Annotated in this window: 14 protein-coding genes and 1 tRNA gene; 8 read left to right on the top strand and 7 right to left on the bottom strand. The window is 47.4% G+C overall.

All coding sequences use genetic code 11. The annotated features are described in order from the left end of the window. The first annotated feature begins 79 nt into the window (after positions 1 to 79). Positions 80 to 580 carry a hypothetical protein gene (locus tag MKZ32_RS03785; protein ID WP_239796046.1) on the top strand — a complete coding sequence of 167 codons (501 nt, stop codon included), beginning with the start codon at positions 80 to 82 and terminating at the stop codon, positions 578 to 580. A gap of 270 nt (positions 581 to 850) precedes the next feature. On the opposite strand, the gene MKZ32_RS03780 is transcribed toward MKZ32_RS03785, so the two are convergent. From MKZ32_RS03780 to MKZ32_RS03765, 4 genes are all read right to left on the bottom strand, one after another. Continuing rightward, a complete protein-coding gene (locus MKZ32_RS03780) occupies positions 851 to 1,309 on the bottom strand; it encodes a hypothetical protein (RefSeq protein WP_239796045.1) in 459 nt (152 codons plus the stop codon). Positions 1,310 to 1,423: 114 nt separating this feature from the next. Next, on the bottom strand, positions 1,424 to 5,452 hold the full coding sequence (locus MKZ32_RS03775) for an HlyD family secretion protein (RefSeq protein ID WP_239796044.1): 4,029 nt from the start codon (positions 5,450 to 5,452) through the stop codon (positions 1,424 to 1,426). 2 nt (positions 5,453 to 5,454) lie between these two features. Beyond that, positions 5,455 to 6,105 carry a hypothetical protein gene (locus MKZ32_RS03770; protein WP_239796043.1) on the bottom strand — a complete coding sequence of 217 codons (651 nt, stop codon included), beginning with the start codon at positions 6,103 to 6,105 and terminating at the stop codon, positions 5,455 to 5,457. A 731-nt stretch (positions 6,106 to 6,836) separates the two neighbouring features. Then, positions 6,837 to 7,709, bottom strand: coding sequence for an ImmA/IrrE family metallo-endopeptidase (locus tag MKZ32_RS03765; protein ID WP_239796042.1), 873 nt, complete (start codon positions 7,707 to 7,709; stop codon positions 6,837 to 6,839). 62 nt (positions 7,710 to 7,771) lie between these two features. Here MKZ32_RS03765 and MKZ32_RS03760 point away from each other — a divergent pair, with 62 nt between their 5' ends. Beyond that, the gene (locus tag MKZ32_RS03760; protein ID WP_239796041.1) at positions 7,772 to 8,650 is read left to right on the top strand and encodes a Het-C domain-containing protein; all 879 of its coding nucleotides are present in this window, start codon (positions 7,772 to 7,774) and stop codon (positions 8,648 to 8,650) included. Between the two features lie 1,454 nt (positions 8,651 to 10,104). Here the strand turns inward: MKZ32_RS03760 and MKZ32_RS03755 are convergent. After that, on the bottom strand, positions 10,105 to 12,249 hold the full coding sequence (locus tag MKZ32_RS03755; protein ID WP_239796040.1) for a WD40 repeat domain-containing protein: 2,145 nt from the start codon (positions 12,247 to 12,249) through the stop codon (positions 10,105 to 10,107). Positions 12,250 to 13,768: 1,519 nt separating this feature from the next. Here MKZ32_RS03755 and MKZ32_RS03750 point away from each other — a divergent pair. The 5 genes from MKZ32_RS03750 to MKZ32_RS03730 all read left to right on the top strand — a co-directional run bounded on the left by MKZ32_RS03750 (position 13,769) and on the right by MKZ32_RS03730 (position 19,156). Beyond that, positions 13,769 to 14,809, top strand: a complete 1,041-nt coding sequence (locus MKZ32_RS03750) for an IS630 family transposase (RefSeq protein ID WP_239796039.1) — start codon at positions 13,769 to 13,771, stop codon at positions 14,807 to 14,809. A 445-nt stretch (positions 14,810 to 15,254) separates the two neighbouring features. After that, positions 15,255 to 17,186 (top strand): M6 family metalloprotease domain-containing protein, encoded by a 1,932-nt coding sequence (locus tag MKZ32_RS03745; protein ID WP_239796038.1) that lies wholly within the window; start codon positions 15,255 to 15,257, stop codon positions 17,184 to 17,186. Continuing rightward, entirely contained in the window at positions 17,186 to 17,926 is a 741-nt protein-coding gene (locus MKZ32_RS03740) for a hypothetical protein (protein ID WP_239796037.1), read from the top strand. Before MKZ32_RS03745 ends, MKZ32_RS03740 begins: the two co-directional genes overlap by 1 nt. Next, a complete protein-coding gene (locus tag MKZ32_RS03735; protein ID WP_239796036.1) occupies positions 17,923 to 18,852 on the top strand; it encodes an ATP-grasp domain-containing protein in 930 nt (309 codons plus the stop codon). Before MKZ32_RS03740 ends, MKZ32_RS03735 begins: the two co-directional genes overlap by 4 nt. Further along, a complete protein-coding gene (locus MKZ32_RS03730; protein ID WP_239796035.1) occupies positions 18,839 to 19,156 on the top strand; it encodes a hypothetical protein in 318 nt (105 codons plus the stop codon). The genes MKZ32_RS03735 and MKZ32_RS03730 overlap by 14 nt, the downstream gene beginning before the upstream one ends. A gap of 3,429 nt (positions 19,157 to 22,585) precedes the next feature. Here MKZ32_RS03730 and MKZ32_RS03725 read toward each other — a convergent pair. Then, a tRNA-Ser gene (locus tag MKZ32_RS03725) sits at positions 22,586 to 22,675 on the bottom strand. Positions 22,676 to 22,724: 49 nt separating this feature from the next. Between MKZ32_RS03725 and mltF the strand changes: the two genes are divergently transcribed. Further along, positions 22,725 to 24,224 carry a membrane-bound lytic murein transglycosylase MltF gene (gene mltF, locus MKZ32_RS03720; protein WP_239796034.1) on the top strand — a complete coding sequence of 500 codons (1,500 nt, stop codon included), beginning with the start codon at positions 22,725 to 22,727 and terminating at the stop codon, positions 24,222 to 24,224. A gap of 42 nt (positions 24,225 to 24,266) precedes the next feature. Here mltF and MKZ32_RS03715 read toward each other — a convergent pair whose 3' ends face one another. After that, on the bottom strand, positions 24,267 to 24,779 hold the full coding sequence (locus tag MKZ32_RS03715; protein WP_239796033.1) for a hypothetical protein: 513 nt from the start codon (positions 24,777 to 24,779) through the stop codon (positions 24,267 to 24,269). Positions 24,780 to 24,794 lie beyond the last annotated feature (15 nt).

Here is a 24,794-nt window from a genome sequence, read left to right as displayed (position 1 = left end):
ATGCTCAAACTTGTTCCTGGTGCTTGTGCTTGGAGAGATGAGGAGGTTGCACCGCCGGACTGAGGATGGCCTACTTAGGATGGCGACTTATGTAGATGTCAAGAAATATACTGAGGCTCCTATCGATGTGCCTTTGGCTGAACGTGGAATTTACCAGTGGAGCCTGAAGAGTGACTTGGCCGATTACATAAGTAATATACTTCCAAATAAAGTAAAGTCAGCGCGTAAACAACAGAACTATTCTGAAGTGGCAGAAGAGTTAAGGTCCAAGATTTTTCCTTATGCTGCGGCTGACTTGACAGTTGGCGGTGCAAGAAGTGCTTTTGACTCGTTATCTAAACTTACATCGGCGCCAAAAATTCACACAATGCTTGTACGAGCTATTATTAATGAAAAATATGTATACGCTCCACTTGCCATGCTCGCTGCCGGTAGTGGAATTGAAAAAAAAATAAACGGCGTATACCCACTCCATCGAGAGAATTACGATATTTCACATTGCATTGACCAATGGACAATTGTTTATCCGCAGGAGCTGTATCCCTTGTCGGACATGGCCTTCGACGAAAAAGTACACTAATCGACAAGAAATGAAGCGACTTTATGATATGGCGAAATAAAAAAAATACCTCGATCCTGAGCAAACCGAATTTAATGTTAATTGCAGTCATTGTGGGCTCTAGATTCGAAGGCGCAGTCATGGCACAAGACTTTCTGAGGCTGTTATGTCTTTTTGCATACTGGGGCGCGGCAAGGAATACCCTCCAGGTTCATTTCCGCGGACTCCGCAGCAATTTAGCCGCAGTTGGTGGAACCCAATCTAAGGCCTATATGGCAGTATCAGGCTTGATCATTTGATAACACCCAACGAGTCAATTGCTACAATTGCCGATTCTGGGTACTTTGCCCTAGCCGTTGCGACAATACTCACGCTGAGCTTGCGTGTTACTTTTAGCAAGGTTACTACATAGCACGAGTGACCTTGCGTATCAGGGTCGCTAAAGGTTAGTGGGCGCGCCCGTTTATGTATCAAGATTGTCGAACTAACAGTTGAACAATTCCTTTTGATCATAGCTTCCCGCACATCAAGGTGAATTTCTGCCGCGGCTTCTACAGGGGACACCAACCTTAACGTCAAATTGCAGCGTATGTGGCTACTGCTTCGCTTCGCCGTACCCGCTTGGGCTTGCATCTTGTCAAATAAAACACTGACCGCAGAGCCATCAGGCGCAACGGTGACTTTGGCGTTAACGGGGCCACTGTCTGTTAATTGGTTTCCAAACGTAATGCCTTTAAATGCCGGGTTCACGCACTTTTCCCTATTTTGATGAAACTATTTCGGTTGGCCATTTTTTGGTTTGGGTACCTGCGGCGTCATCCAGTATTTACTTTGTACATAAACAAAAAATCCTTGGCCGGTTCCTCACTGCCCTCCTGCCGTTTGTCCAACAAAACCGATGGCGACTTCGTAGGCTTTTACGGCCTCAAGCCGATTGGTGGTGATGATTTCAATTAAAGAATTAGTCAATGTCGTCACTTTTCTCGCTGCTGCAAGCCGATTGGATTTAGCTAAGATGTAGGCATCATCTTTCTCTTTGGCAGAAGCACGTAAAACAGCCAATTCGCCGTTGGCCGCATCCCAAGCACCCCTCGCAGTGGCAAGCCCATCCTTGGCTATTTTTAATTTATTTTTGGCACTTTCGATTTCTGATGACGCAGTCAAACCCTCAAATATGCCCTGCTGAATCGCCAAGTCTTTTGTAGCTTTATCCCTTGTCTCTGTCTTAGTAATTACTTCCTGACTTGGAATCGAGATGTCGGCAAGTGCTTTCTCCGCCGCTACAAGTTCTGTCTCCGCCGCTGCAAGTTTAATCTTGGCAGCGTCTAATAGTTTATCTCTGTCAGTGTCTTGGGGTTTAGCTGTAAGAGCAGCGATATCGTTTTGTGCATCTTGTTTGCGTTTAAAAACACCACTCAATTTTTCGCGCGCTATACGTACGTCCTTATCATAGTCATTCCGGGCTTTATCCAACGCGTCCTGTGCTTTTTTCAATTCGCTCTCGGCAGCGGTTAATACCGCCCTTTTTTCAGTAATTTTTTCGGGCACAGTCATGGCATCATGTGATGCCTGCTTATTTGACACGTCCACATTAGCTTTTTCCCATTCATTCTTTTTGACAGTCACATCGACATCCTGGGCATTAAATTTCGCCTTTGCGTCATCATAGGCACGCCACTGGGTCGCAATGAACTCATCGTCCTGGATAATTGCCTTGACAAACCTGCTGCGCATATTTCGTACTTCAGTCAGTGACTTGATAATGGCACTTGAAGCGTTTGCCTTGGCCGTCTCGATGTCGACTTTGGCCGTGCTCGAAGCAGGTGCGGCAACCTTAGCGGGATCGGCCATAGCTTCCTTTTGAGTTGAAGCTACGGCCGTGGCCGTTACTGTATTCGAAGCCTGCGCCGCGGGCTCGGTAGCCTTAGCAAGATCGTCTCTCGCAGATTTAAGAGCACTTTTAGCTGAAGCCAATTCAGCTGGACTGACGAGCAAACCGTTCAATTTCGCGAGATTGGCCTCTCTGGTTTCACCAAAATTAATATCCTTCCATGCCACAGTAATATCATTTGATAGTTGGTCCAATTTACCGATCAGACCATTGACATTCATAGTAGTGGCGCTAACGTATTCATTACGGTACTTAGCCAAAACCTTCTCTAATCCGGCGGTATTTGCCCCACTACCTGACTGCTGTTCTTTAAGTTCATCTTTTAAAGTTTTTCGGTTAGGATCGCCAATATCTAATTTTGCCAATTTTCGTCTGGTTTCCACCTGCCCCAGCAAATTGAGATTCACTTTGCCGCCCATATTAAATAAAGCTAAACTCTGGGCACTTTTTATGATGCTTTCTGGGTCGGACGACAGTCCTTTGACATACCAGTTGCCAACATCATCTTTGACGATTGCAAAGTCGGTTGCTCCGCCACCACGGACTTTGATTGTGTTGATGGTTTGCCAGAATTGTTTGTCGATTTCGAGCTTGGTTTGTTTGAACACCTCATCATATCCATCTTGGCAAAAGATAGAGGGAATCAGTAGATTTCTGCAATTGGCGTTGCCTTCCTGCATCGAAGTGTTGGCAAAAGCGTTGCGCAAATAAGCGGTAGCTGTACGAAGATAAGCAAGCCCACCGCGTTGTTCAAAGGCCAGTTCCAATGCTTTATTCAGTGCGGTTATGTCGCCTCCTCTGGAGGCTGCTTCCAAACGTTGTTGTTGCAATTGGGCGATGACATCGTCCAATACATCGCGCTGAGTCTTTACGTTAGATCCACCAACAAATTGAAACGACTTTGGAATTGACATCGCTGATACCAATTTGTGTGCTGCAAGAGCCTTGGCATTCTTGGATTGCTCTGCCGGGGATTCACCCGGGGACGCACTTTGTTCATTAAGCTCAAGCAACAACACGTGGCGCAAGCCAGAGAAATCGACGACCTTGGCAGTTTCTGCCCGTTTCAGCACCGTTTCTTTTATTGATTTAATAATTTCGCTGCTGCCTACCAAATCACCGTTAGTGCTCTCCATCTTAGATAATTCAATTTTATTCTCTTCAAATGTCTTGAGCGCTTTATCGTGTTCGGCTATCGTTTTTTGTTCCTTTTCGAGATTAATTTTATCCTCATTAAGACTTCTTAGGAGCTTGTCCCCTAGCTTTTCGTATATTTCTTTTACCGTCCCCTCAACTGCCAAATCCTGTATGGATAACGTTAATTGACCAATGACAGTTTGAGCATTATTTCGGCGATCATATTTTGAATCTGATGGCTTTAATACGCCTTGAGGTGTGGTCTTGCTTTTGTCATCGAACCATGATTTCAGAGTTGTAAGAACAGCATCCATTTTTACCTTTGGGTCGGCTACCTTTGGGTTGGTTTGGGTAAATAACTTAGCAATCTCATTTCGATCATCGGCAGCTAAACTATCAGCCGAAATAATTCCCTTAACATTAAAATCATTAAAAGCTGTGCGATAGGCATCAAGCTTTGGCCGTACTTTTCCCACATCCTCAGTAAGTTTGTTTCGTAATGAAGTGATGCTTGTTTCCGTGATATTCCTTTTTGAGAAAGCATTTATTGCGCTTTGCAGATTTTCTTCCTTATCCCCTCCTTTTTTGATGGCCGCGCCTAAGTCTTTTACTAAGTTATCAAATGCACTTTGCGCTCCTGGTGCAAAAGCATGTTGCGCTGCGGCTAATTCGCTATCTTTGCGATCCACTAAACGCTGATCATGCGTAGCGCGCCTCCGCAAATCATTGGCATGCACAATAAGCGTATTGCCCAGTGATTGAAGTACCGCGAATTTTCTTGCATAACCATTAGTGGTTGATTTTTCGTGATTTCTATTGCCGGTATCAAAGTTAAATTCATGATTGTTGTCTGAATCGTCGTAGTTTGTACTTCCGTTACCAAAGGCCAAGCCATGATTGTTGACAATAAAAAGAATTTTTTCAGCAAAAAGGATGAGCGATTCATTTAGACGCTCTTTAGCAACAAGGACTTCATGTTTAAGGTCTTCATTAGGGGATGCGCTCGCTTTATTGATGGAATCAATAAAGTTCGTTGCCAACCTATTAATTCCACAAGCATCCCTTGCATTATATTGAACATCTGATGGTTTTTCTTTTTGAGTGATGCAATCGAATGGTTCATCATCATCGCTCGCAATTTTGGTATTAACAACGTTCTCGATATTTTTAGCTTTTTGTATACCCCAAGTCTTTGGTTGTTTAACTAACATACTATTACGAATAAAGAATGATTTTAGCTCGTCAAGCTTATTTTCTTTTGAGGGGACTTCTAAATGCTTCAGTTCACTGTCCAATTCGCCTCTCAACTGTTCCTGTTCTTTGATATATTTACTGTTGGAAATTCGCCGTTCATAAAAACTGAATCTTTCTAAATCTTTTTCTCTAGATTTCTGTTTAACGCTCCGATCCTTTTCATAAAAATAAATCTTATCCTGGCTCCTGAGTTGTGTCAGTCCTTTAACAATAAGTAAGTTTTCCTCTCTAAAAACCTCAACACTTTCCTTTTGGAAAACACCATGTTCATCTTCATAGAGCGCGAGTATCGAATTTAAAAATTGAACAATTTCGAGCTCAAAACGACATCCACTATATTCATCATAGTTATTTTTTTCGCAATCCTGGTCATGTTTTCTTATCTTTTTGTCCTCATCAGATATGTAACGACTGCGTAATTCCACAATGATCGGTTTGGCTGAGATGGCAAGCGCGGCATATTGCTGCAATTGAATATCTTCATGATTTGACAACGGTCCTTTATATTCATCCACATCTATGTTCAATACAGAGCAGGCGCAGAGAGAAAATGCCATGGCAAAAGCCAAGCCTCGCGTCCATAGCGTTGTTGTTTTGGAAAGGTTTTTCATTTTCATAGCTCCTTCATAAGGTCATTACTGGCTTCGCTATTTAATTGGTCCAGCCGTTCGTGTTCAGTCTTTACACGTAATAATTCTTTAAACAAATCTTGTTCCAGTGCCGGGCCGCTACCCCCTTGTGTTACGGCAGCAACGATCCCCAACGCTTCATCGACCGCCTGAAAGAATTTTTCGGGACTATTACCCATAGCAATAACCAGGCGATGGTCTTTCGGTGCTTCACGGAATCCTTCGGGGCCAAATAGCACTAATCTGCGACCAGTCAATTTCGTCTGCATGCCCTCCTCAGCTTTGGAAACAGTCACGCCATGACTATTCACATTATCAAAACGCGCCGTCGATCCTAATGAATCAATGACTGCGGCTGGCACCCATCCAGAAGCATAACGTGTAGTATTAATGAAGCTGGACTGGCCTTTAACGCGTACCCTATAAATCGTCGGCGGCAGTTGTTCCTGTGGGTCAAATACGCCCAGGTAATAAATTTGCTCCAGTGCGGTGGTTGGAAAAATCGTTCCTGCCAAGCCGCCTTCACCGGCAGCAATATTACGCTGGGCAACGTGGCTCAAGGAGCTACATGCACTACAAACTAGGCATATTGCCAGTGGGATCAGGCGACAAATAAAACGTGCTGTGCGTTGCATGGGATCACCTCGACATTGGATAAGTAGTGGGTTTAAGCGTGCATGAAAACTGAGAGAGTAGCTTTGTGGCGTAGTGAAATTGATCTTGCAGGCAGCGTCGCTTGCTCCTGCGACACATGGCTGCAACCTAACCAAACTGGTGCGCACAGGCAGAAATCCACGCGGATCGTGGGTTTTACAGGTGACATTATGACTTCCCCTTTAGCAATATTCTGCTGGTGCTGGTTCCCATCTGCGTGGGAATCGTTTGGGACGAAAACCTTCGTTGCCCATGTTACTTATTCGTTTCTGCTTGTTCCCGTCGTGGCTCTGTCTAGAACTCTGTAACGGCATTCTTATTCTAAAAACAATTTAAGCAACTTGTACCAGTCTACTAATGTCTGGGGAGTTCGCCGGCAGCCTGGCACGGTGCATGCGGAACGGCGCGCGTTCGGCGAGAATGTAAGTTGAGCGAATGATTATATTAACATTAGGAAATGTCAACAGTTATAATCTGGTTACTCGATAGGATGGGCAAGACATTAATTGCCGAGCGCATGGATGGTCTTGACTCATGACTTCATTTCACTTTGTAATGACTCAATACTATCTCGCATTCACTGGCGAGCTAAAAACAGGCCAGCTAAGGACGGGTATAGGGTCACATGGGACGGAACATCTAACCATGCTCTGGAAAAGGTGGTTAATTTTACCTAATACTCGAAAGGATAGCTGCAAACACAACGTTTCTATTATTCTCGATAGTTGTATAACGGCTCAGGATTAGCGCCACGTTGACGCGCTTCTTCGAAAGAGTTCAACAAAGCTTGAGTAGCTTCGGTTTGCTGAATTAGGTAATTGACCTTTAGAATGCGCCAGGCCAAATTTGGATGGGAATAACCGTTATCGAAGTACACACTGGGCTTGCCAAGAGCGAAAGCTCCAAATTCATCAAGTGTCCGGAAGGCCTGCATGTTCCAGCTTAGCTTCGACAATTCGCTTATCACCCAGTTCGCTTCAAGGGATGCGCTGTTCACATGTGATTGCCTTGAGTACTTGCGCAGTAATTCTGCGGCGAATTTGTCAGCGTCCTCCTCATTGGCTTTTTCCTTAGTTTTATCAATATTTAATAAGTTCATTGTGCTTTCATCGAACACTTTTGCGGAGGTGTGTTTTGAAATGTGCCCAACCTCATGGAGCAGAATATAAGTCAGAAAATACTCTCGGTCGATCGACATTCGTCCGATTCCTTTTGAGTTATTAGCAGCCCAAGATGCGAGAAATTTGGGGTTCACGAAGACGCAATGGCAATCTTTTGGTACCCAAGCCGGAGTTGTCGTGTCATCGCCTCGTTTTTCCACCAAGTAGACCGATACATCATCGTCTGCCGAATTGTTCTTAATGACATTGCTCCAAGAAGGAGATAATCGAATTTTCCTTTCTTCCAGAAAGAGGTTAGCTCGTTCAATAGCTTTGGCTACTATCTGCTGATCTTGATTAGTATGTCTAAGTCCCCGCGTTATAACGACATCTTTAATATCTTTGTTTAATTTAGCTTCACTTACTGTAATCTGAAGACAGATCAGGAGAGAGACTAAGCCTAAACTAGATAGATAATGGGACATGAGTATAATAAATGATGTCTTAAATATTTGTCAGAATAGTTCTTTGGGGAAAGTAGGTCAATTTGACAAGAAAAACCATACAGCACCTTGTTTTGAGTTTTGGGTTAATCACCCACTTAGTTCAATTAGTTGAGTGTATAGCTGAACCTGTTAAACCTCCCGTACCGTCCGAAGTTGTGCCAGATCTACGCAGAGTCAAACCAACGGTGGTATGCATTGACTGCTCCGAGCCATTCGACACAGCCACGCACAAAAAAGTGTTGAAAGGACTAGTCGATAATTCTTACATCGGAGAACTCCGCAAGGCACTATATCTGCAGGATTCATTGCATCAATTCGAATCCAAAGCCCACTTCGATAACTGTGATTTTGATGGAGCTATCGCTTATATAGATATGCTGATCGATCAGGTAAACGGACATGTCAATGGTGCGCAAAAAGCGAAAAAAGCAGGCGATTCCGCTAAAACCCAAGCCGCTGCACATAATGCTTTTTTCGCTATCGGACAGGTGCTTCATGCCGTCCAAGATTTTTACGCGCACTCAAACTATGTCGAATTGACCGAACAGAGTGTAAATCGGATAACTGATTTGGACGTCATTGCTCCGTGGCAGTCGGAAGGAAAGGCACGTATCAATCAACTTCGCCAAGATGGGCGGAAAGGTTTGGTATCTGGATTCGTCTTCTGGGGCTTCCCTCAACTTTGCCCATTAGGCTCCATGTCTCATGCCGACCTAGCAAAAGACAATGCAACTACTACCAGTGGCAAGGTGAAAGTCGCCAATCTTGAGAACCTAAGTCAGTATGATATCGCCGTTTACCTTGCTCGAGAGGCATCGATAAAATTTCTGAGGGAAGCGTTTAAATGGTGGCCATTGCTTAAAGAGTTAAATGGGCCCAATTTAGCATTTGACGTTCTGCTCGACCGGCGCGAAATTTAAAAATGCGTTTCCATGCTCACCCAATGAAACCACTATCTTCGGTGGTCTTCTGATGGCAGGAGTAGCAACCTGGCAATCTGCCGAACTAGTGTCTGAATGTCGAATAAATAAATCTTGACTGACAAGGTTTCGAGAGCTCTCAACACATGGCTCGGTTTATTGGAGCGTAGATTAACTTAGCCTGGCGGCGAATTCATGGCAAGCAAAAGCTCTCAAACGTGAATTCATTAGTCAACCTACTCCACACCTTTCATTTGTTTCTACCAAATTTCCCACCCCAAAATCAAAAGCTGAGCGCAATGCTAAGCGTTTTGTTTGCGATGTTGTAACCTGCAAGAAAGGTACAGTTTTGTATCCCGGGGAGTCAGCTACTCACCTGCCTCTTGAACAATGGATACGCAAGAATACGCAAGATTGCAGAGGCACTCACACCTATTGCAGCCTCATTGACAAATTCTGGATCAGATCAGCAATTCAGGTCAGTAGCTGTACTTCTAGAGCAAGTCAGCCCCGTCCTCAATTGAATTTATCGTGAAACGGGTGCTTACCTGGAAGCAGTACAGGCAAACATTGGTTCACGAATCAACTGAGATATGCCTATAAAGGTTGTCGTTGAGTCACTATTTTGGGTAGCAGCGTCGAAATTTCGTTGCATCGGGGGTCAGTTCAAACATTTGGTTGGAACGTATCATCCTAGAATGGCCGCTAGTTGGAAACGCTGGCACCACTGTGAGTATGACGTTTCACTCGCTGAAAAGATGAAGATACTTTGCCGGAAGGCAGGCCTTGCTCTTTTATTCGGAGTAGCAGCTACTTCTGCCGTCGCGGCCGAAAGAGATTTTGAGCAATGCCGCCAACTGTTTCTTAACGGTTAACGTCCCATCATAAAACATCAGGAAGCGCTAAAGCCACGGGCACTTGCTTTTAGTACTTCGCAATCTTGCACTCAGGTAATAGCCGGACACCAAGAACTTTCCTACAGCGTTAGCACCAACAATGGTTCCGGTGCGTTTCTGCCAAACTCATATGAGAACCTGCTTAATTCAACCTGCGATGATTCCGATGGGTTCCCGTTGTTTTTTATAAAGGCCCTAACGGTAAAGTGTTCGGCTCCGCCTTTTGATGGCGTATAAACACACCCAGTCACGAGGCACTGAGCAAAAGCTTGCAACCTCCTTACTTTTAGGCGTGGTGGCGGACACGGCTCGTCCTAACGGTGGAGTCAGCCCAGCCAGGTTTCGCTGAGCCGAAGGCTTGGGAAAGTGAAGAGCATGGCCACGTGTGACAATGCCGTGGTAAAGAGGGCGCTGCTCAGATGGCACTATTTGAGAAAATAAACCTATTGCTGCTGCCTCACTATCGTTACTGCTTAAACTTTTAAACCATCGTTGTTGCTATAAAAAATTTTGCCTTGACTATGAAAGGGTACGAGCCGTGGTGGCACGAGACAACACTTAACGTTTTGACAACTCCTTAGCTATTCGCGCAGGCCGAAAGTTACTCGAATGCAATTCTTTGATAGAGGATAGCTCCCCGTCAATTTTGACTACTGAATGTTTTTCTGTCTCACGCGATGCGGTATAGAAGCCGGCTGAGTCAATAGATAGAAATTCGTTACTTTTCAATGATGAACCAGCATTTACACCAGCATGCGGCGGGTCGTAGAAAGTAACAAGTGTGCGACTATTCGTTATGTTTACTAGCTGAATAGTGCGATCATGACTAGCTGTAAGAACGTATCTGCCGTCCATCACAACGGATGAGGCATTCAGATCATGATCTGTAAGCTTTTGCACGAGCCCACTCTCAACATTTACGAGTAACACTCTCCCATTTGCGTTACTCACTGCTATGTTATCGTCACCAAGAAACCGTATTGAAGTTGGGCTAAACAAACTATCCTTGATAGCCAACTTAAGTTTAGCGACCTTACTAATATCCCAAATATTTACTTTACTTGTATTAGAACCAGCAGAGGCTAAAATCTTTCCGTTTGGGGATATGGCAACGGTATAGACACCGGAGGTCTGGCCTCTCAGTGTATTGACCACTTCCCCAGAATCCATATTTATGACTTTGACTGTCCCATCTAGGCTGCCCGCAAACAGAATTTGAGAATCACTGGATAGTACAACCGAGAGCACGGGCGACGTGCCAAGTTTAATTGTTTTTTCCTCCGTCCACTGCTTGACGTTCCATATTTTGATTGAGCCGTCTTCGCTACAACTGATTAGCCGGCTGTCATCTGACGAAAATACTGTTTCCCGGACAGGTGCCAAGTGCCCGTTAAGTGATCTTATTATCTTACCGGTCGCTACGTTTAGGATAGATATTGATCCCGTCTTTCCAAAATCACCGCCGCTTATCGCAAGACTCTTGCTATTGTGTGAACGTGCAAGCGACTTGATCTCTTCTGGCATTTTTATTGTCCGCACCTTCTTGCCGTTAGTTAGGCTCCAAAACGCAACTTCTCGGTCAACATTCGCGCTAACGAATACATCTCTAGTGGGTAAAGCAAGGACGGAGACAATACCTAAACGGTAGCCATCCAATTTTTGCAAGAACTTGCCGGAATCAGGATTCCATAGAAAAACTTCTGTACTTGGTACACCATCGCCAGTTTCAACTCCAATATTGCCAATCATATTGCCTGATGGTGTGTAGAAAATGCCTGTTGAAGATAGCGTTTTTTTCTCCATGGTGGCTTTCAGTGCGCCATTCGCCAAATCATAAATTCGCACTTCAGAATTTCCGACGGCCAGATTACGACTATCCTTCGAAAAGCTGACATTGTTCTTCATGCCAGCTTCTCCACCAATAGATCGTTGAAGCACACCAGTACTTGCCGTCCAGACTTTTACAGTGCCATCAGGGCTACTCGTAGCAAGTAGATCGCCACTTTTTGAAAGCGCAATAGATGATACTTCATCAGAATGCGCTTCCCACTGCGCAACCCTCTCCCCAGTGTGTGCATTCCATACTTTGACCATCCTGTCCTTTCCTCCCGAAAAGAGAAATTTATCCTCGGCAGAAAAGATAATAAAATTGATTCCTTCACTACCTTCATCTATCGTAAACCTCACTGCGCGCTTCTCTGCATCCCATACTCTGATAAGCCCAGGAAACTCTCTACCATTTCCGACTGCTACTGCAATTAGATCACCGCTATTTGAGTATGCAATTGCCGACGCCGGAAATCGTTCTGGGTCGATGAGCGAAAAGATAATGGCTCCGCTCGTTGTGTCCCACACGTTTGCGATGCCGCCAATGTCGAGGCTAGCGAGCTGATTGCCGCCCGGTGAAAACAACACACTTATTACAGGTGCGGTATGCCCAATCAGTGTTTGCTTTACGCGACCAGTTAGGGCGTCCCATATCTTTACGTTCCAATCCTCTCCAGCGGTGGCGATAGCGTATCCATTAGGAGCTGGGGCAGCGAAGTTGACATCGCCATTGTGCGTTGTCTGTAGCGCTAATTGTGGATGTTTGACTTCGATAGTGGATTTCGAAGATGCAGACTGTGCAAGCGCAGTAAATGAATGACCACAAAGAAACAACCCAATTAGCATTAGTCGACTTAGGTGAGTCAAAATATTCAAGATGGTCCGCCTTTCTTGTATGCCAGAAATTTTAAAAACAAATCACGGATTATTGTGACTGGAAGGCAAGTTTATAGACCGGTGGCCACTTGTGATTGTGGTCGCGGTTAGAAATACGCGGTGACGTAACCGGTTTACCATCAAGCAGTAGGACCAAGCTACCTCGTGTGTTCCGATCACCATAATAAGTCGTATCTCAGATCAAGTTCGGCAGAAATTTTCTTCGTTAAGGAATTACTATATGGGTGGCTTTTATCCATCATCGCATTTCCAGCGAATGTCTCTTTTGTCTCCTGCAAGGAAATGCTGTTATTCATATCCACGGAGATGTAGCCTGTATAGATATGCTCGTTCAGTCCTATTAGTACAAAAAGTTTCTATTGATACAAAAGCTGGTAGGCTTTCTGCCTCGCTCCATGGGGGCGACTCCTCCGCATCAGATGTGGTTGCAATAAAGAGCGCAAGCAGCAAAACAAACCAAAATTGCTAAGGCGTTCGGAAAATTTTTTCATAGCGATCACGGTAGGTTGAGTTCTCAAGGGCTAGTTTAATTATATACAGACCCATCGGTCAGTACTATTAATAATAATGAACCGTGTCACTTTTTATTAACCGTTTGATTATTAAGTTTGGTTATTAGATGCAGTATCCCCAGATGTCATATTACTGAAAATCAACAAAATTCATGTGATAGAGACACCTTGAACTCCCAGTAAAGGAGTGACAATTATGGGGTTCAAGTAACCAATCAACTCAAAACAGCAACGCCAACTCACCACGCCCCATGGATTAAATTCGGGTCGGATGCAGAAGTAGAAACTGAATCATTCAGTGCTGGTTTTGACCGAAAAGCAGTCATTAGCTACAGATGAAAAACCGCTTCTAATTTGTCCATTTCGATCGTCATTTTGTCGTTATCAGGAACTCTGTGTACCTATGGTTTTCCAAAATTTATTAATCGCAAGCGTCGTGGATTAAATAAAAGTCCTGATACTAAAATTAAACTGGCGTGACATTACTCATATAGTAAGCAAGCGGTTTTTTTGTACAACACTTACATTATGTACTTGTACGAACAGCGTTACGAGATGGGCGTGATATCCCTGCTAGTATCTCAATTATCTATTTCAAATACGTTATTAGGAGGGTTGGTTAGGCGATAGGGATGTTGGTCCAACCTCCAAAAACTTTATTCTGATATAGAAACCTTACATAAAAATCTAGACGAATGGCTCAACTATTAAAATAATAAAACTCACTAGAATTCGGTAACTGTAAAGTCATGTCTGAGCTAGTACAAATGTAAGGTTGAATTTACACCTCATGCAGACGTACCGCCTGCGCCCAAAATTCCCGCGAGTAAATTCCTATGGTGTCTCGTTCCATTTCGATCCTCCCCTTTATATTTTACAGAAACGTTGGACTCCATTTCTTCCGGCTTTCCTCATTCGTGAATCAGAGCTATAGACCCGGCACGATTTATAAGTGAACTTTTCTTGATTTTCGATGTCCATGGAGTATGGAAAAAGAAGATGCCCGCAAGCAGTCGCGAGAAGTACTGCATGAACGACGCAAGCAAGTCATACGTATGCACCGCAAAGGTGTGGCGGTGATGGAGATCGTGGTGCAAACGGGACTGAGCTGGACGGCAGTCAATACGGCGCTGCGGTTGTATAAGGCTGAAGGTTCGGGGGCACTCAAGCCCGGCGTTCGGGGTAAAAAACCTGGCAGTGGACGTCGCTTGACGATTAGCCAAGAGCTGGCGATTCAACAAACCATCTGCGACAGACGCCCCGAACAACTCAAGATGGATTTTGCGCTATGGAGCAGGCCCGCTGTGCGCCAGCACATTGAGCTGGCGCACAGTATCAAGCTGTCTATTCGGGCAGTAGGCAACTACTTGGCACGTTGGGGTTTTACACCACAAAAACCCATTAAAAAAGCATACGAGCAGCGGCCTGAAGCCGTCCAGGCTTGGCTTGATGAACAATATCCGGCCATTGAAGCCAGAGCAAAAACAGAAGGTGCGGAAATTCACTGGGGCGACGAGACGGCGCTAGTCAACACGGATGTCAGAGGCAGGAGCTATGCGCCGGTGGGCAAGACACCTGTGACGTTCGCAGTAGGCGGCACGCGCCACAAGCTATCGATGATTGCGACGGTAACCAATCAGGGTAAAACGCGCTGGATGATTATTGATGAGGCATTTAACTCCGACAAGCTCATTGAATTTCTGGAGGCGCTCATCAAGGATACAGACCGCAAGGTGTTTCTGATACTGGACAACTTGAGAGTTCATCACAGCAAACCTGTAAAGGCTTGGGCTGCCGAGAACGCACAGAAAATCGAGTTGTTCTACTTGCCCAGCTACAGCCCTGAACTCAACCCCGAAGAAAGACTGAATGCGGATCTCAAGCACGTCATCACTTCAAAGGTGCCAGTGCGCACCAAGGCAAAACTCAGAGCTGCTGCGACTGATCACATGATCATGCTTGAGCAAAACCCCGAACGCGTGCGCCGTTATTTCCGCGACCCAAAAGTCGCCTACGCGGCTTCATGAATAATTCGTGCCGGATCAATAGTTCAAAGTGAGAACAACTTGCATGTAATAGTTAAAAATAAAGATTTTGCTTATATTATTTTTTTCAGATCACTTCATAATCGAATACAACATTGAAAATATTTCGTTTCTGTCTAAAGCTTAAAATCAAGGGAATATATTATGAAAAAAGTGATTGGAAAATTAGCAGTAGGACGGTTACCGAATTCTACTTATTTTAGGGACTTCAAAATAGAACAATACAAAGTTTCACACAAGCGTAAATTAACCATTCAGCTACTAAGTATTACCGGGTGATTAATGGAACCGTCTGAGCCGTTAAAGGATTTTTAAGAATGTTTGAATTACTTGTTCTTTACTGTATTGAGACTTAAGTCAGCCAGTTTATTTAATCTATTAACCGGCGCGCCTCTTGCACGCCATTTCACTCTTGGAGATGACAGTCATGGATAAAAACAACGGTCGTAAGAACGCTGCATGTTGCGCGTCATGGTCTGCCGTGTGGTCGGACTTCTGCGCCGTCGCGCCCAGCCCCGAACTGCGTGAAAAGCTTAAGGCCGAACTGGCGACGGCGCGCGGCAAAGCGGGGGGCGTCCTTGGCGCGGTCATGGGATTAAGCCGCGGCCCGCGGCAATTGGGATTCGACGATGGGGTCATCATTCCGCCCGATCAGTACCCGCTCGGTACGCCCATGAGGTCGATCCGCTCGGCGGCGGCGGAGCGCGCGCCGTTACGTGGCACGTTGCGTGTGATTGTAGTGTTGGTCCAGTTCTCCGATCATGCCTTTGGAAGCACCGCAGCGTATTTCAATGACTTGTTCTTCTCCACCAGCGTGATGCCACATGGATCGGTCAAGGAGTATTACCGTGATATCAGTGGGGGTCTGGTCGATATCGCCGGCGAGGTAGTCGGTCCGTTCACTTTACCGCAAACCCTGGCTTGGTACGCGAATGGCAACTTCGGCATTGGCCGCCCCAGCGGCACGCCACGCGCCAATATCATGGCGCAAGACGCGGCCACTGCAGCCAACCCTAGCGTCAATTTTGGCCTCTATGACAACGATGGCAATGGCTTCGTTGATGCCTTCATTATCGTGCATGCCGGCTCCGGTGGCGAACAAACTGGCAATTCCAGTGACATCTGGTCGCACAAATGGACTCTGCCGTCAGCAATGGCCGTGGATGGCAAGCAAATATTCGCTTATCTGACGATCCCGCAGGATGCCAAGCTGGGCGTTTGCGCACACGAATTGGGTCACTTGTTGTTCGGTTTTCCTGACCTCTATGATACCGACGACACATCTGAGGGCATTGGCGACTGGTGCCTGATGGCCGGTGGTTCGTGGAACGGTGGCGGCGATATTCCCTCCCATCCGAGCGCCTGGTGCAAGGCCAATCAGGGCTGGGTTTCGGTCAACAACGTCACCGGTAGCAGTACCTTGTCGATCCCGGATGTCAAGACCGCTCGCAGCGTGTACCGCCTGTGGAAGAGCGGTGGCGGTGGCAATGAGTATTTCCTGTTGGAGAATCGGCAGCGCGTCGGCTTTGACGCCGGGCTGCCGGGCGAGGGCCTGCTGATCTGGCACATTGACGAGGCCCAGCCTGGCAATACCGACGAGAACCACTACAAGGTGAGTCTCGTGCAAGCTGACAACAAGCGCGATATGGAACTGGCCCATAACCGCGGCGACGCTGGTGACCCCTACCCGGGCGCCAGCGCAAATGGCAACTTTAGTGGTGGAAGCGCCCCCAACTCTAACTCGTACGCCAACCAGGTAACCTGTATCTCGGTGACACAAATTTCTGCGTCAGGCCCGACCATGACGGCCAAGATCGCAGTGACCTGCAAAGCGGTGTCGAAGGATTTGAAGGACGTCCGCAAGGAAATCAAGGACAGCAAGGAACTGAGCAAGGACCTGAAGGATACCCGCAAAGATATGAAGGAAATGCTCAAGGAGCGGAAGGACGCCGCCAAAGAAGGCAAGGAGCTGCGAAAGGATGGCAAGGAAATCGTCAAGGAAGCAGTCAAGGACCGTAAGGACGTTTCGGAGGGCAAGGGCGGCAAGGACGTATTCGAGCGCCCAGGCGGTCTAGGTGACTTGGGAAATAGGGGTATGAGTATGCCGGGCGATCCCGGCGCCGGGGTCGAGTTTTACGGTGAAAACGAGTTGCTGCAACAGCATCTGGCCATGCTGGAAGCGCGCCTCCTCACACTGGAAATGGGCCAGGCAGGCGGAACGGCGCAACCTTTCATTGGTGCGGAACTGCGACCCGATTTGGTCGGGCAGGCGCAGGCTAACCCGGCGGTAGCTGAACTGCAGCTACGAATGGCCGATGGGGATCGCGACGCCAAAGTCGCATTTGACAACCTGCCATAATGCAATTAGTGATCTTGGCGCACGCGTTGGATGCAGGGGCTCAGGCTGTCGCAAGTGTACTCGCACCAATCTTAGATCATCGCCTAATGGTACTTCGTCCTGAGTGGTTAGGTCAGGCATTTTGGTCGCAGCGACTGGATGAGCAGGGCCGCGCGCGTACACTTCTACAATGGCATGGTGATCGTCGTCTCGAAGGCAACCAAATCGGCTTCGTGTGGAATCGCATCCGGCTGCTGCCGCAAGCTGCCTTTAGGGCAAGCACCACGCAAGACCGAGACTATGCCGCCGCCGAGCTGCATGCATTGGTGGCAAGCTGGCTGGCCGAACTGGGCGAGCGCGCCGAGCCCCCGATGTGCCGCCATGGGTCAGTGATCCCGGCGTTACATCACCTGCACTGGGTAGCCGTAGCAAGACAATGTGGGTTCGCCCTGGCCACGGGGCCATCGGCACCGGAAGACTTCGCAGTACTTCGCACGCCGATAGAACTATGGGGGTCAGTCAAGTCTAATTGGCCGGCACCGTTCGTGCGTGCGTGTCACGGAATGGCGGAGAAGCTTGGTTTTGCCTTGCTGTCCTTAGGATTTCGGGGCACCCCTACAGCGCCGCTTCTATGTAGCGTCGACGCGCAACCAGCCCTGTCATCGTTGGGTGAGGTGAGGGCGGTCGCGCGGTGGGTGACGCACCGCGTTAACGCGGTGGCAAGTCCCAATGCACGAGCCGCGGCAGAGGCGCTGACATGATTGTCATCCTTGGCCAGGAAGACGACCCGCCGATCACGCTCGTGTTGCAAGCCCTGCAAGAGCGGGAGATGCCTTACCGCTTTGTCGATCTGCGCGCTCTTGATCGGGACGGCTTGCAGCTGGATGTCGGAGCGATGGGGCTGACCGGCTATCTGCACTCCGCTGGAGAGACCCTACCGTTGGAGTCGATCAGCAGCGTTTATGCCCGGCCCTTGTCGCCCGGACGTCAATGGCAGGATCCCAGCGCCGCGCAGCGTGCGAACCAGATGTTCGACACTTTTGTTGCCTGGCTCGACGTCGCCCCGGCGCTCGTAGTGAATCGGCCTCGCGCCATGAACTCCAACAACTCCAAACCTATGCAAGCCCAGTGGATCGGCGAGGCCGGCTTTATGGTGCCAGATACGCTGATCACCAATTCCGCTGATGAAGCTCGCGCTTTCTTGCGTGCATACGGACGGGTAATTTTTAAGTCAATTAGCGGAGTGCGATCCATCGTGCGGGAACTGGACGAGATCAGCGCCGCTCGGCTGCCGATACTGCGCGATTTGCCGGTGCAGTTTCAGGCTTATGTGCCTGGCCTGGATTTGCGAGTGCATGTGGTAGGCATGTGCTGCTTCGCTGCGGAGATCCATTCCAGCGCTACCGACTACCGCTATGTCCGCGGTGGCGAGCAAACGCTGCTGCAAACGCATCAATTGCCAGCTGACGTGGCAAGGCGCTGCGTGGACTTGTCACAAGCGCTTGACTTGCCGCTGGCCGGAATCGACTTGCGGCAGCGGCCCGACGGACAATATTTGTGCTTTGAGGTTAACCCCATGCCGGCCTACAGCTACTACGAATCCCACACCGGCCTGCCGATCAGCCTGGCGCTAGCCGATTTGCTGGGCAGCGCCACTTCAGCCCCATCCCATCATGCAAGTTATTGAGAACCTCACCCGTTTACGTGGCCTGATCCTACGCCGTGTACCGCATCCATCGCGCGTCGGCTATGACCTGCTTACCTTGCAGGTAAATGAAACCCAAGCAGTGGACGGCAAGGCAGACCTGCTGGGCCGCCACATGGGCGGGTCATTGGATGTTGCGGTTCGCAGCGAATTAATACGTGATGTCGTGGACAGCATCGGTGCCAATGTCGATCTGAGAGCCAAGATGACGCCCGATGGCGCTTTGGCGGAGCCACATCCTGAGCCAGGCAACTTCGCCATTGCAACAGGCCCAGATTCTGGATAACAGACAGAAAATGTCCTCAGGTCAATTTAAACCAAATGTAAGGTCGTGATCAACATATTTGCCTGCTAAAAATGCTACCTTATAGCACGGTCTCTAAGGATCGAATATCTGACAGGATTTACCATGAGGCATCGGGGGGCGATGGCCGTCACCTCTTTAGTTCGGTACACCACTCACTGGCTAATCCACAGGCCTTGAAATAACACTGGTTTGTTGGGCACTTTTTTGTGCCAGAGCCCGCTTGGTGCCTATTGCCATCCATTTTCTGAAAGGGGACATGATGAGTCATTCGGTCCAGCAGCGTTCCGGTCAACGTCCGGAATCAAAGATGCTGATCCGTTCCCCATCAGTCCTACCTTAGGAATAGACCCGTACTACATCGATCAGCCGTCCTCAAGGGGCTCCGGAAACATCCGGAGGCAGGCAGTGGAGGAAGGCCTCCCAGCAGGAGGTGGCGGAGGCACGACAGAGCTAGCAGAAGGCAATGATGGGGTCGTGCTTTGTGCTGGTGGTGAGGGGGCGTTTTTTATAGCGGCCCGTTTAGTGTCTTCGAAGTTATCTATTATTGGGATTCGATGATCTTTTGAAAGCGCGTGCAGGCGTGAGCGATGGGCCGACGCCAGAAGCGAGGCTCACTCGGTAGCCACCAACTTCTGACATGCCGCAGGTCAGGGACAAAGAACTGCTTGGCGAGTCGGAGCGGCTGAGCCACAAGATTGATCGGCGCTTTTATGAAGCCAGCAAAAAACCAATCTTCAAACAACCGTCAGTAGGAAAAGCAACTTCCCCCTATTACCTCCACCGCTACATCGGAGTTATCCTCTTATTTTTATTGCACATCTGCACGCGAAGTGTATATTGCACTGTATGGCCCCTCAAAATATTATTAGGGGTCTAAGCCACACGATATCCGTATGGTTTGACACATAGGGGAACGAAATGAAATTTTCGAAAATCTTGAATACATCATTAAATCGCTTTTGCAGTACTTATGTTGACGGCGAATAGCGCGTCTGCTGCAACCTGTTTGGCCTCTGTTCACTATCGAGATGCAGCACAAAACACAGGTAAGAGCGCACTTGCGTCAAAGGCAGTCAATACTCCTAGTGAGTGTCATCAATTTACTCGCGAATCTTTCAACGCCAACAAGGCATGGTCGGATCCATACCAAGTCTGTAGCAATACTAATGGGCGCACGCTAAAACAGCCCGTTACCATTTGGGCTCTTGATCAATATGAGGGAGGTGGCGATAAGTTTAATAGAGTTATAGCCTATACGGTTGACTGTTCGCTAGCTGGTGGTGTTCCGGGCATTCTTACAGATAACTCAACTGGGCCATGATCCATTAACACGTTTAAAGTAAACAGAAGTGGCGCAGAATTGCACCTGCGCCGCTATGCGTCTCGAACCGAGCTCATAAGACAGTAATGTTCAGAGGGTAAAGAAGTGAGACCAAGGCCTGGCTCCATGGGAGCAATAACGAGGTCCCAGTGAATAAATCTCCAACACTTCTTACGCATGCGGTGCATTATGCGGTGATTCCTGATTCGACCGTGTTTGCCCAACAGGTAAAACCCAGTCAGAGCTAAGTTAGCTTGCTTGAATGTAAAGAATGTTGTTCTGCATGTTGCTCTAGCCGCGCTGTTCGATTGCAAAACACGGAATCGAACAGTCGCGTAACATTTATCAAGCAATGGGCACTGATGGATTAGGTCCCTAACGCATGCTTTTCGTAACATCGCAGTGGCTGTCATCAATTAGCGAGAGTTGAGTCGACGTGGTTGGACGCGGGTTGCTGCCCCACCACCAATACACAAACTCCAACTGTTCTCGGCTGGGGTTTTTTTTGCTTGTTCACGCAAACGCGTGCGTACATGTGCCAGCTCGTTTGTAGCTTTGCAGACTTTGCCGTTCGGTTCTCGGCTATTCAGATTCAGATTCCACTCTCTCAGTGCTATTGTTCTCTTCTATCTTCTTTCGTAAGTGAAGTCGAAGTCCGCGATGGGTCGCCAACCGCCCAATAATAATCAATAAGTTATATGCAGACTAATAAAGTGGTTTGTTTTTAGCATGGGGAGGTGAAAAGAGTGTCCCGATTCGAAGATAGGAGAATGAGGATAGACTGTGCTTTGCGTCGGATGTAAAGAATGCCATTAATTTCGTGCTAGGTGGATTCAGGTTGGCACGCACGTAAGCGACGAAAAAGCGCAAAATCCAAAAACAGCCGCAATGGGAAGTTGGTGTAATAAGTCGAAAGGGGCGATTCGTAAAAGTTGAAGTACTCATTACAGCAGTCTATACCGATAGTATTTAAAAATTGCCACACTCTATTAAGACCGACGAAAAGGCGGTCAGGTTATCGGCCAATGCGGACAATCGCTCGAAATCCTCGGGGATTTGGGAAGGTCCGCTTTTCGGAACCATAATCCAACCATCGCTATGGCAAAAAAGCAGTCATGCACTTACATATTAGTGATCTAAAAATGGCATAACATCATGATCAATCTTAGGACGCAACACTCAAACTGTGAATGGAAAATTTGCGACCAAATCATTACAAAAACATAGTTTGGATTACCGCACGGCTTTCTAAATCGGGCAGGGCCGTCTGCTTTGGCGTCCATCAGGATCACTTCTATCGCTGGCCCCACACCGTCGATCCAAGGGCGACGGTCGACCAAATTGTCCTCAATGAACAATATCTTATTGAACGTCCAGGTGGAGGATAGCTTGACTAATAGAATGGTGAATGTGAGCCATGCTCATTTATATTAGTTCTACATCCAGACCCGAATGCCACGCGTATATAGCGACGTTTGAATTGATGAAATGGAAAGATTAGCAACTGGGCTGTCCGATACTTCAATCACATGTGTAAGGCCCGGCGTGGAGTGGTCCTGTAGAACATCGTAGTGTTAGGGTTAACATCATCGTTCTATGCCTAGGACAGCGTCGAACCACTACCTTGTGCAATTTATTACAGCATATATTTCTGAAAAACGCTTTTAAGGGATTAAAGGTTATAGCTGAGTAGGCGTAAATGATTTTTAGGACGACATCAGGACGCGAAGTAGTAAAAAATAAAAAGGCTTACATGCTTTATCTGTAAGCCTTTGATTTATTGGTGCGACCGGAGCGATTCGAACGCCCGACCCCTTGGTTCGTAGCCAAGTACGCTAGTAAATGGGTACTTTATTGGATTATGTCGCAGGTTGTAGCTGTTGGCCGAAAACTAATTAGCAAAATCGTAGAATACTTCAATTGCCCATTTTCACATGGCATCGGATACAAACATAAGATACCTCGATATATTCCAAGGCAATCTGTTTAAGCTCACAATAAACTTATCTTTAATATGGCTTATGGCCTGCTCTTTATATATTAGGTAAGAAACGAATAAGTCAACACTGATGATGTGTCTATATTGATGGCGGAGAGGGTGGGATTCGAACCCACGGTACGGAAAACCGTACAACAGATTTCGAGTCTGTCGCATTCGACCACTCTGCCACCTCTCCGCAGGAGTTGATTTTAGCATCAAAGCATAAAATCAGGCAGAATGTTCATATGATCAAGTCTATACATTCATTCTTTTCAAGAGCAAAACTCTTCACACTTGCATGGCTGAGTGTTGCTTTGTTCACCGCCTGTGCGCCTGAAGAACCAACCAAAAAACCATGGCGAGAAGAGTTAACGGTCATCGTGGTGCCAAGTGAGAATAGTGTGGACTCTGAATTCGAGCTCCAGCTCGTTAATCTTTTTGCCGAACAATTACACGTAAAGATAAAGTTTATGCCACTGCCGCTGGATCAAGTGATGCAGTCCATTGTGACGAACAATGCACATTTCGCCGCATCTGGATCACGGAGCAACGACAGTGAGAGCATAAGATTTGGCCCATCCTATCAAACTGTAAGTGAGCAGGTGGTATGCAATGGCGTGCCGCTACGACGCATGGAGGGGCTCCTTAAAAAAAATATCGCTGTCGTGGCCGGCTCCGCACAAGAAGCTGCCTTGCATGAAGCCCACAAGAAGTTTCCAGCGCTGCACTGGCACATACGCCGCAATCAGTCAGTTGGACAGCTACTGGAAGAGGTGGCGGAGGGCAAGCTGGAATGCACAGTCGCCAATGAGGAACAACTGGCGCTGGCCCGCAATTACCATCCCAACCTGGATTCCACACTCGATATCGCTACACCTTCCAAGCTAGCTTGGGCATTTGCGCCGGACGCCGACGCTGAGTTATTGGCAGAAGCACAGAAGTTTTTCACTCTCATTAAACAAGATGGCACTTTGCACCGCCTGCTAGATCACTATTACGGACACAATAAACAGCTGGAATCGGATGACGCGGTTGCATTTATCACCAAGGCGCGAACTGTGTTACCACATATTCGAAGTCTGTTTGAAGAAGCAGCTACTTTAACCGGGATGGAGTGGCAACTATTCGCCGCTCTCGCCTACCAGGAATCGCATTGGGATCCGCTTGCCACTTCGCCTACAAAAGTGCGCGGCATGATGATGCTGACAGAAGACACAGCTGACCGTATGGGCGTAACCAACCGGCTAGATGCACGCCAAAGCATTATTGGCGGGGCCAAATACCTGCTGTTGCTGAAGGAACAATTGCCATTACGCATTAATGAACCAGATCGCACCTGGCTAGCACTGGCAGCGTATAACCAAGGATATGGGCACCTGGAGGATGCACGCGTGCTGACACAACAACAAGGCCACGATCCAGACAAATGGGCAGATGTGAAAAAAGTGATGCCGCTACTGGCGCAACCACTCTATTTTGAACAGACCAAATACGGTTATGCGCGCGGTGGCGAAGCGGTCAATCTGGTTGAGATGGTGCGTATGAACCATGACCTGTTGAATAGCCTGCCAATAGGCAGCGTGCCGCGACTGATTCCTCCGACGCAAGACTATAAGATACTGGGAAAGAGCAAGAATGAAGCACCGCGCCTCTCATCCTCAAATGCCATTAATAATCTATCTGAGCCCAGTCAATCTCTTAGCATCTATCACCCAGCAAGAAACGGGGTGCAACCCGCGCGCTAATTCAGCTCGCCCCGCTTCCAGATTTTCATACCACTTCACGATTCACCAAGAGAACTTAATAGCCATAACTTTCATGTACTCTTGATTGACACGGGCCAGCATTGTTTCAAGTTCACCTTGCCAAGCGCCTGTCACCTTTAACAAACCTTCCTCTTTACACAGAGCTTTGAGAGCAATCGAATCCGGTATATTCTCATTGAGTAGTTGTTTCAGGTTAAGAGCGGACTGGTAAAAGTCTGCGCAACTTTTTGCGAAATCCTTGAATCGCATGTCGATTGCCAAATGCTGAAGAACCGGACTCTCCTCTTCCATAAATGTGCTATCCATATGCTTTAAATCATCTATCAGATTCATGATTTTCTTTTCAGAGGCTTCAGAATCCACTTCATTCACTTGTTTAGCAATGCGGAACGCATTTTTCAAAAATAACGCCAATTTTTGGCAGTTTTCTTGCAACTCAGCTGCCAGTTCTCTGCGCTGGGCAAGAGCATCATTTCTAAGCTCAATGGGGCGCTTCAAAATGGTGCTCAATGTTGAAATTCCCGGTATTTCCATTTCTATCTCCTTGTG

Source organism: Candidatus Nitrotoga arctica (assembly GCF_918378365.1).
GTDB classification, from domain to species: Bacteria; Pseudomonadota; Gammaproteobacteria; order Burkholderiales; family Gallionellaceae; genus Nitrotoga; species Nitrotoga arctica.
The sequence above is the reverse complement of the archived record's forward strand: the minus strand, read 5'-3'. Positions and strand labels throughout refer to the sequence as shown.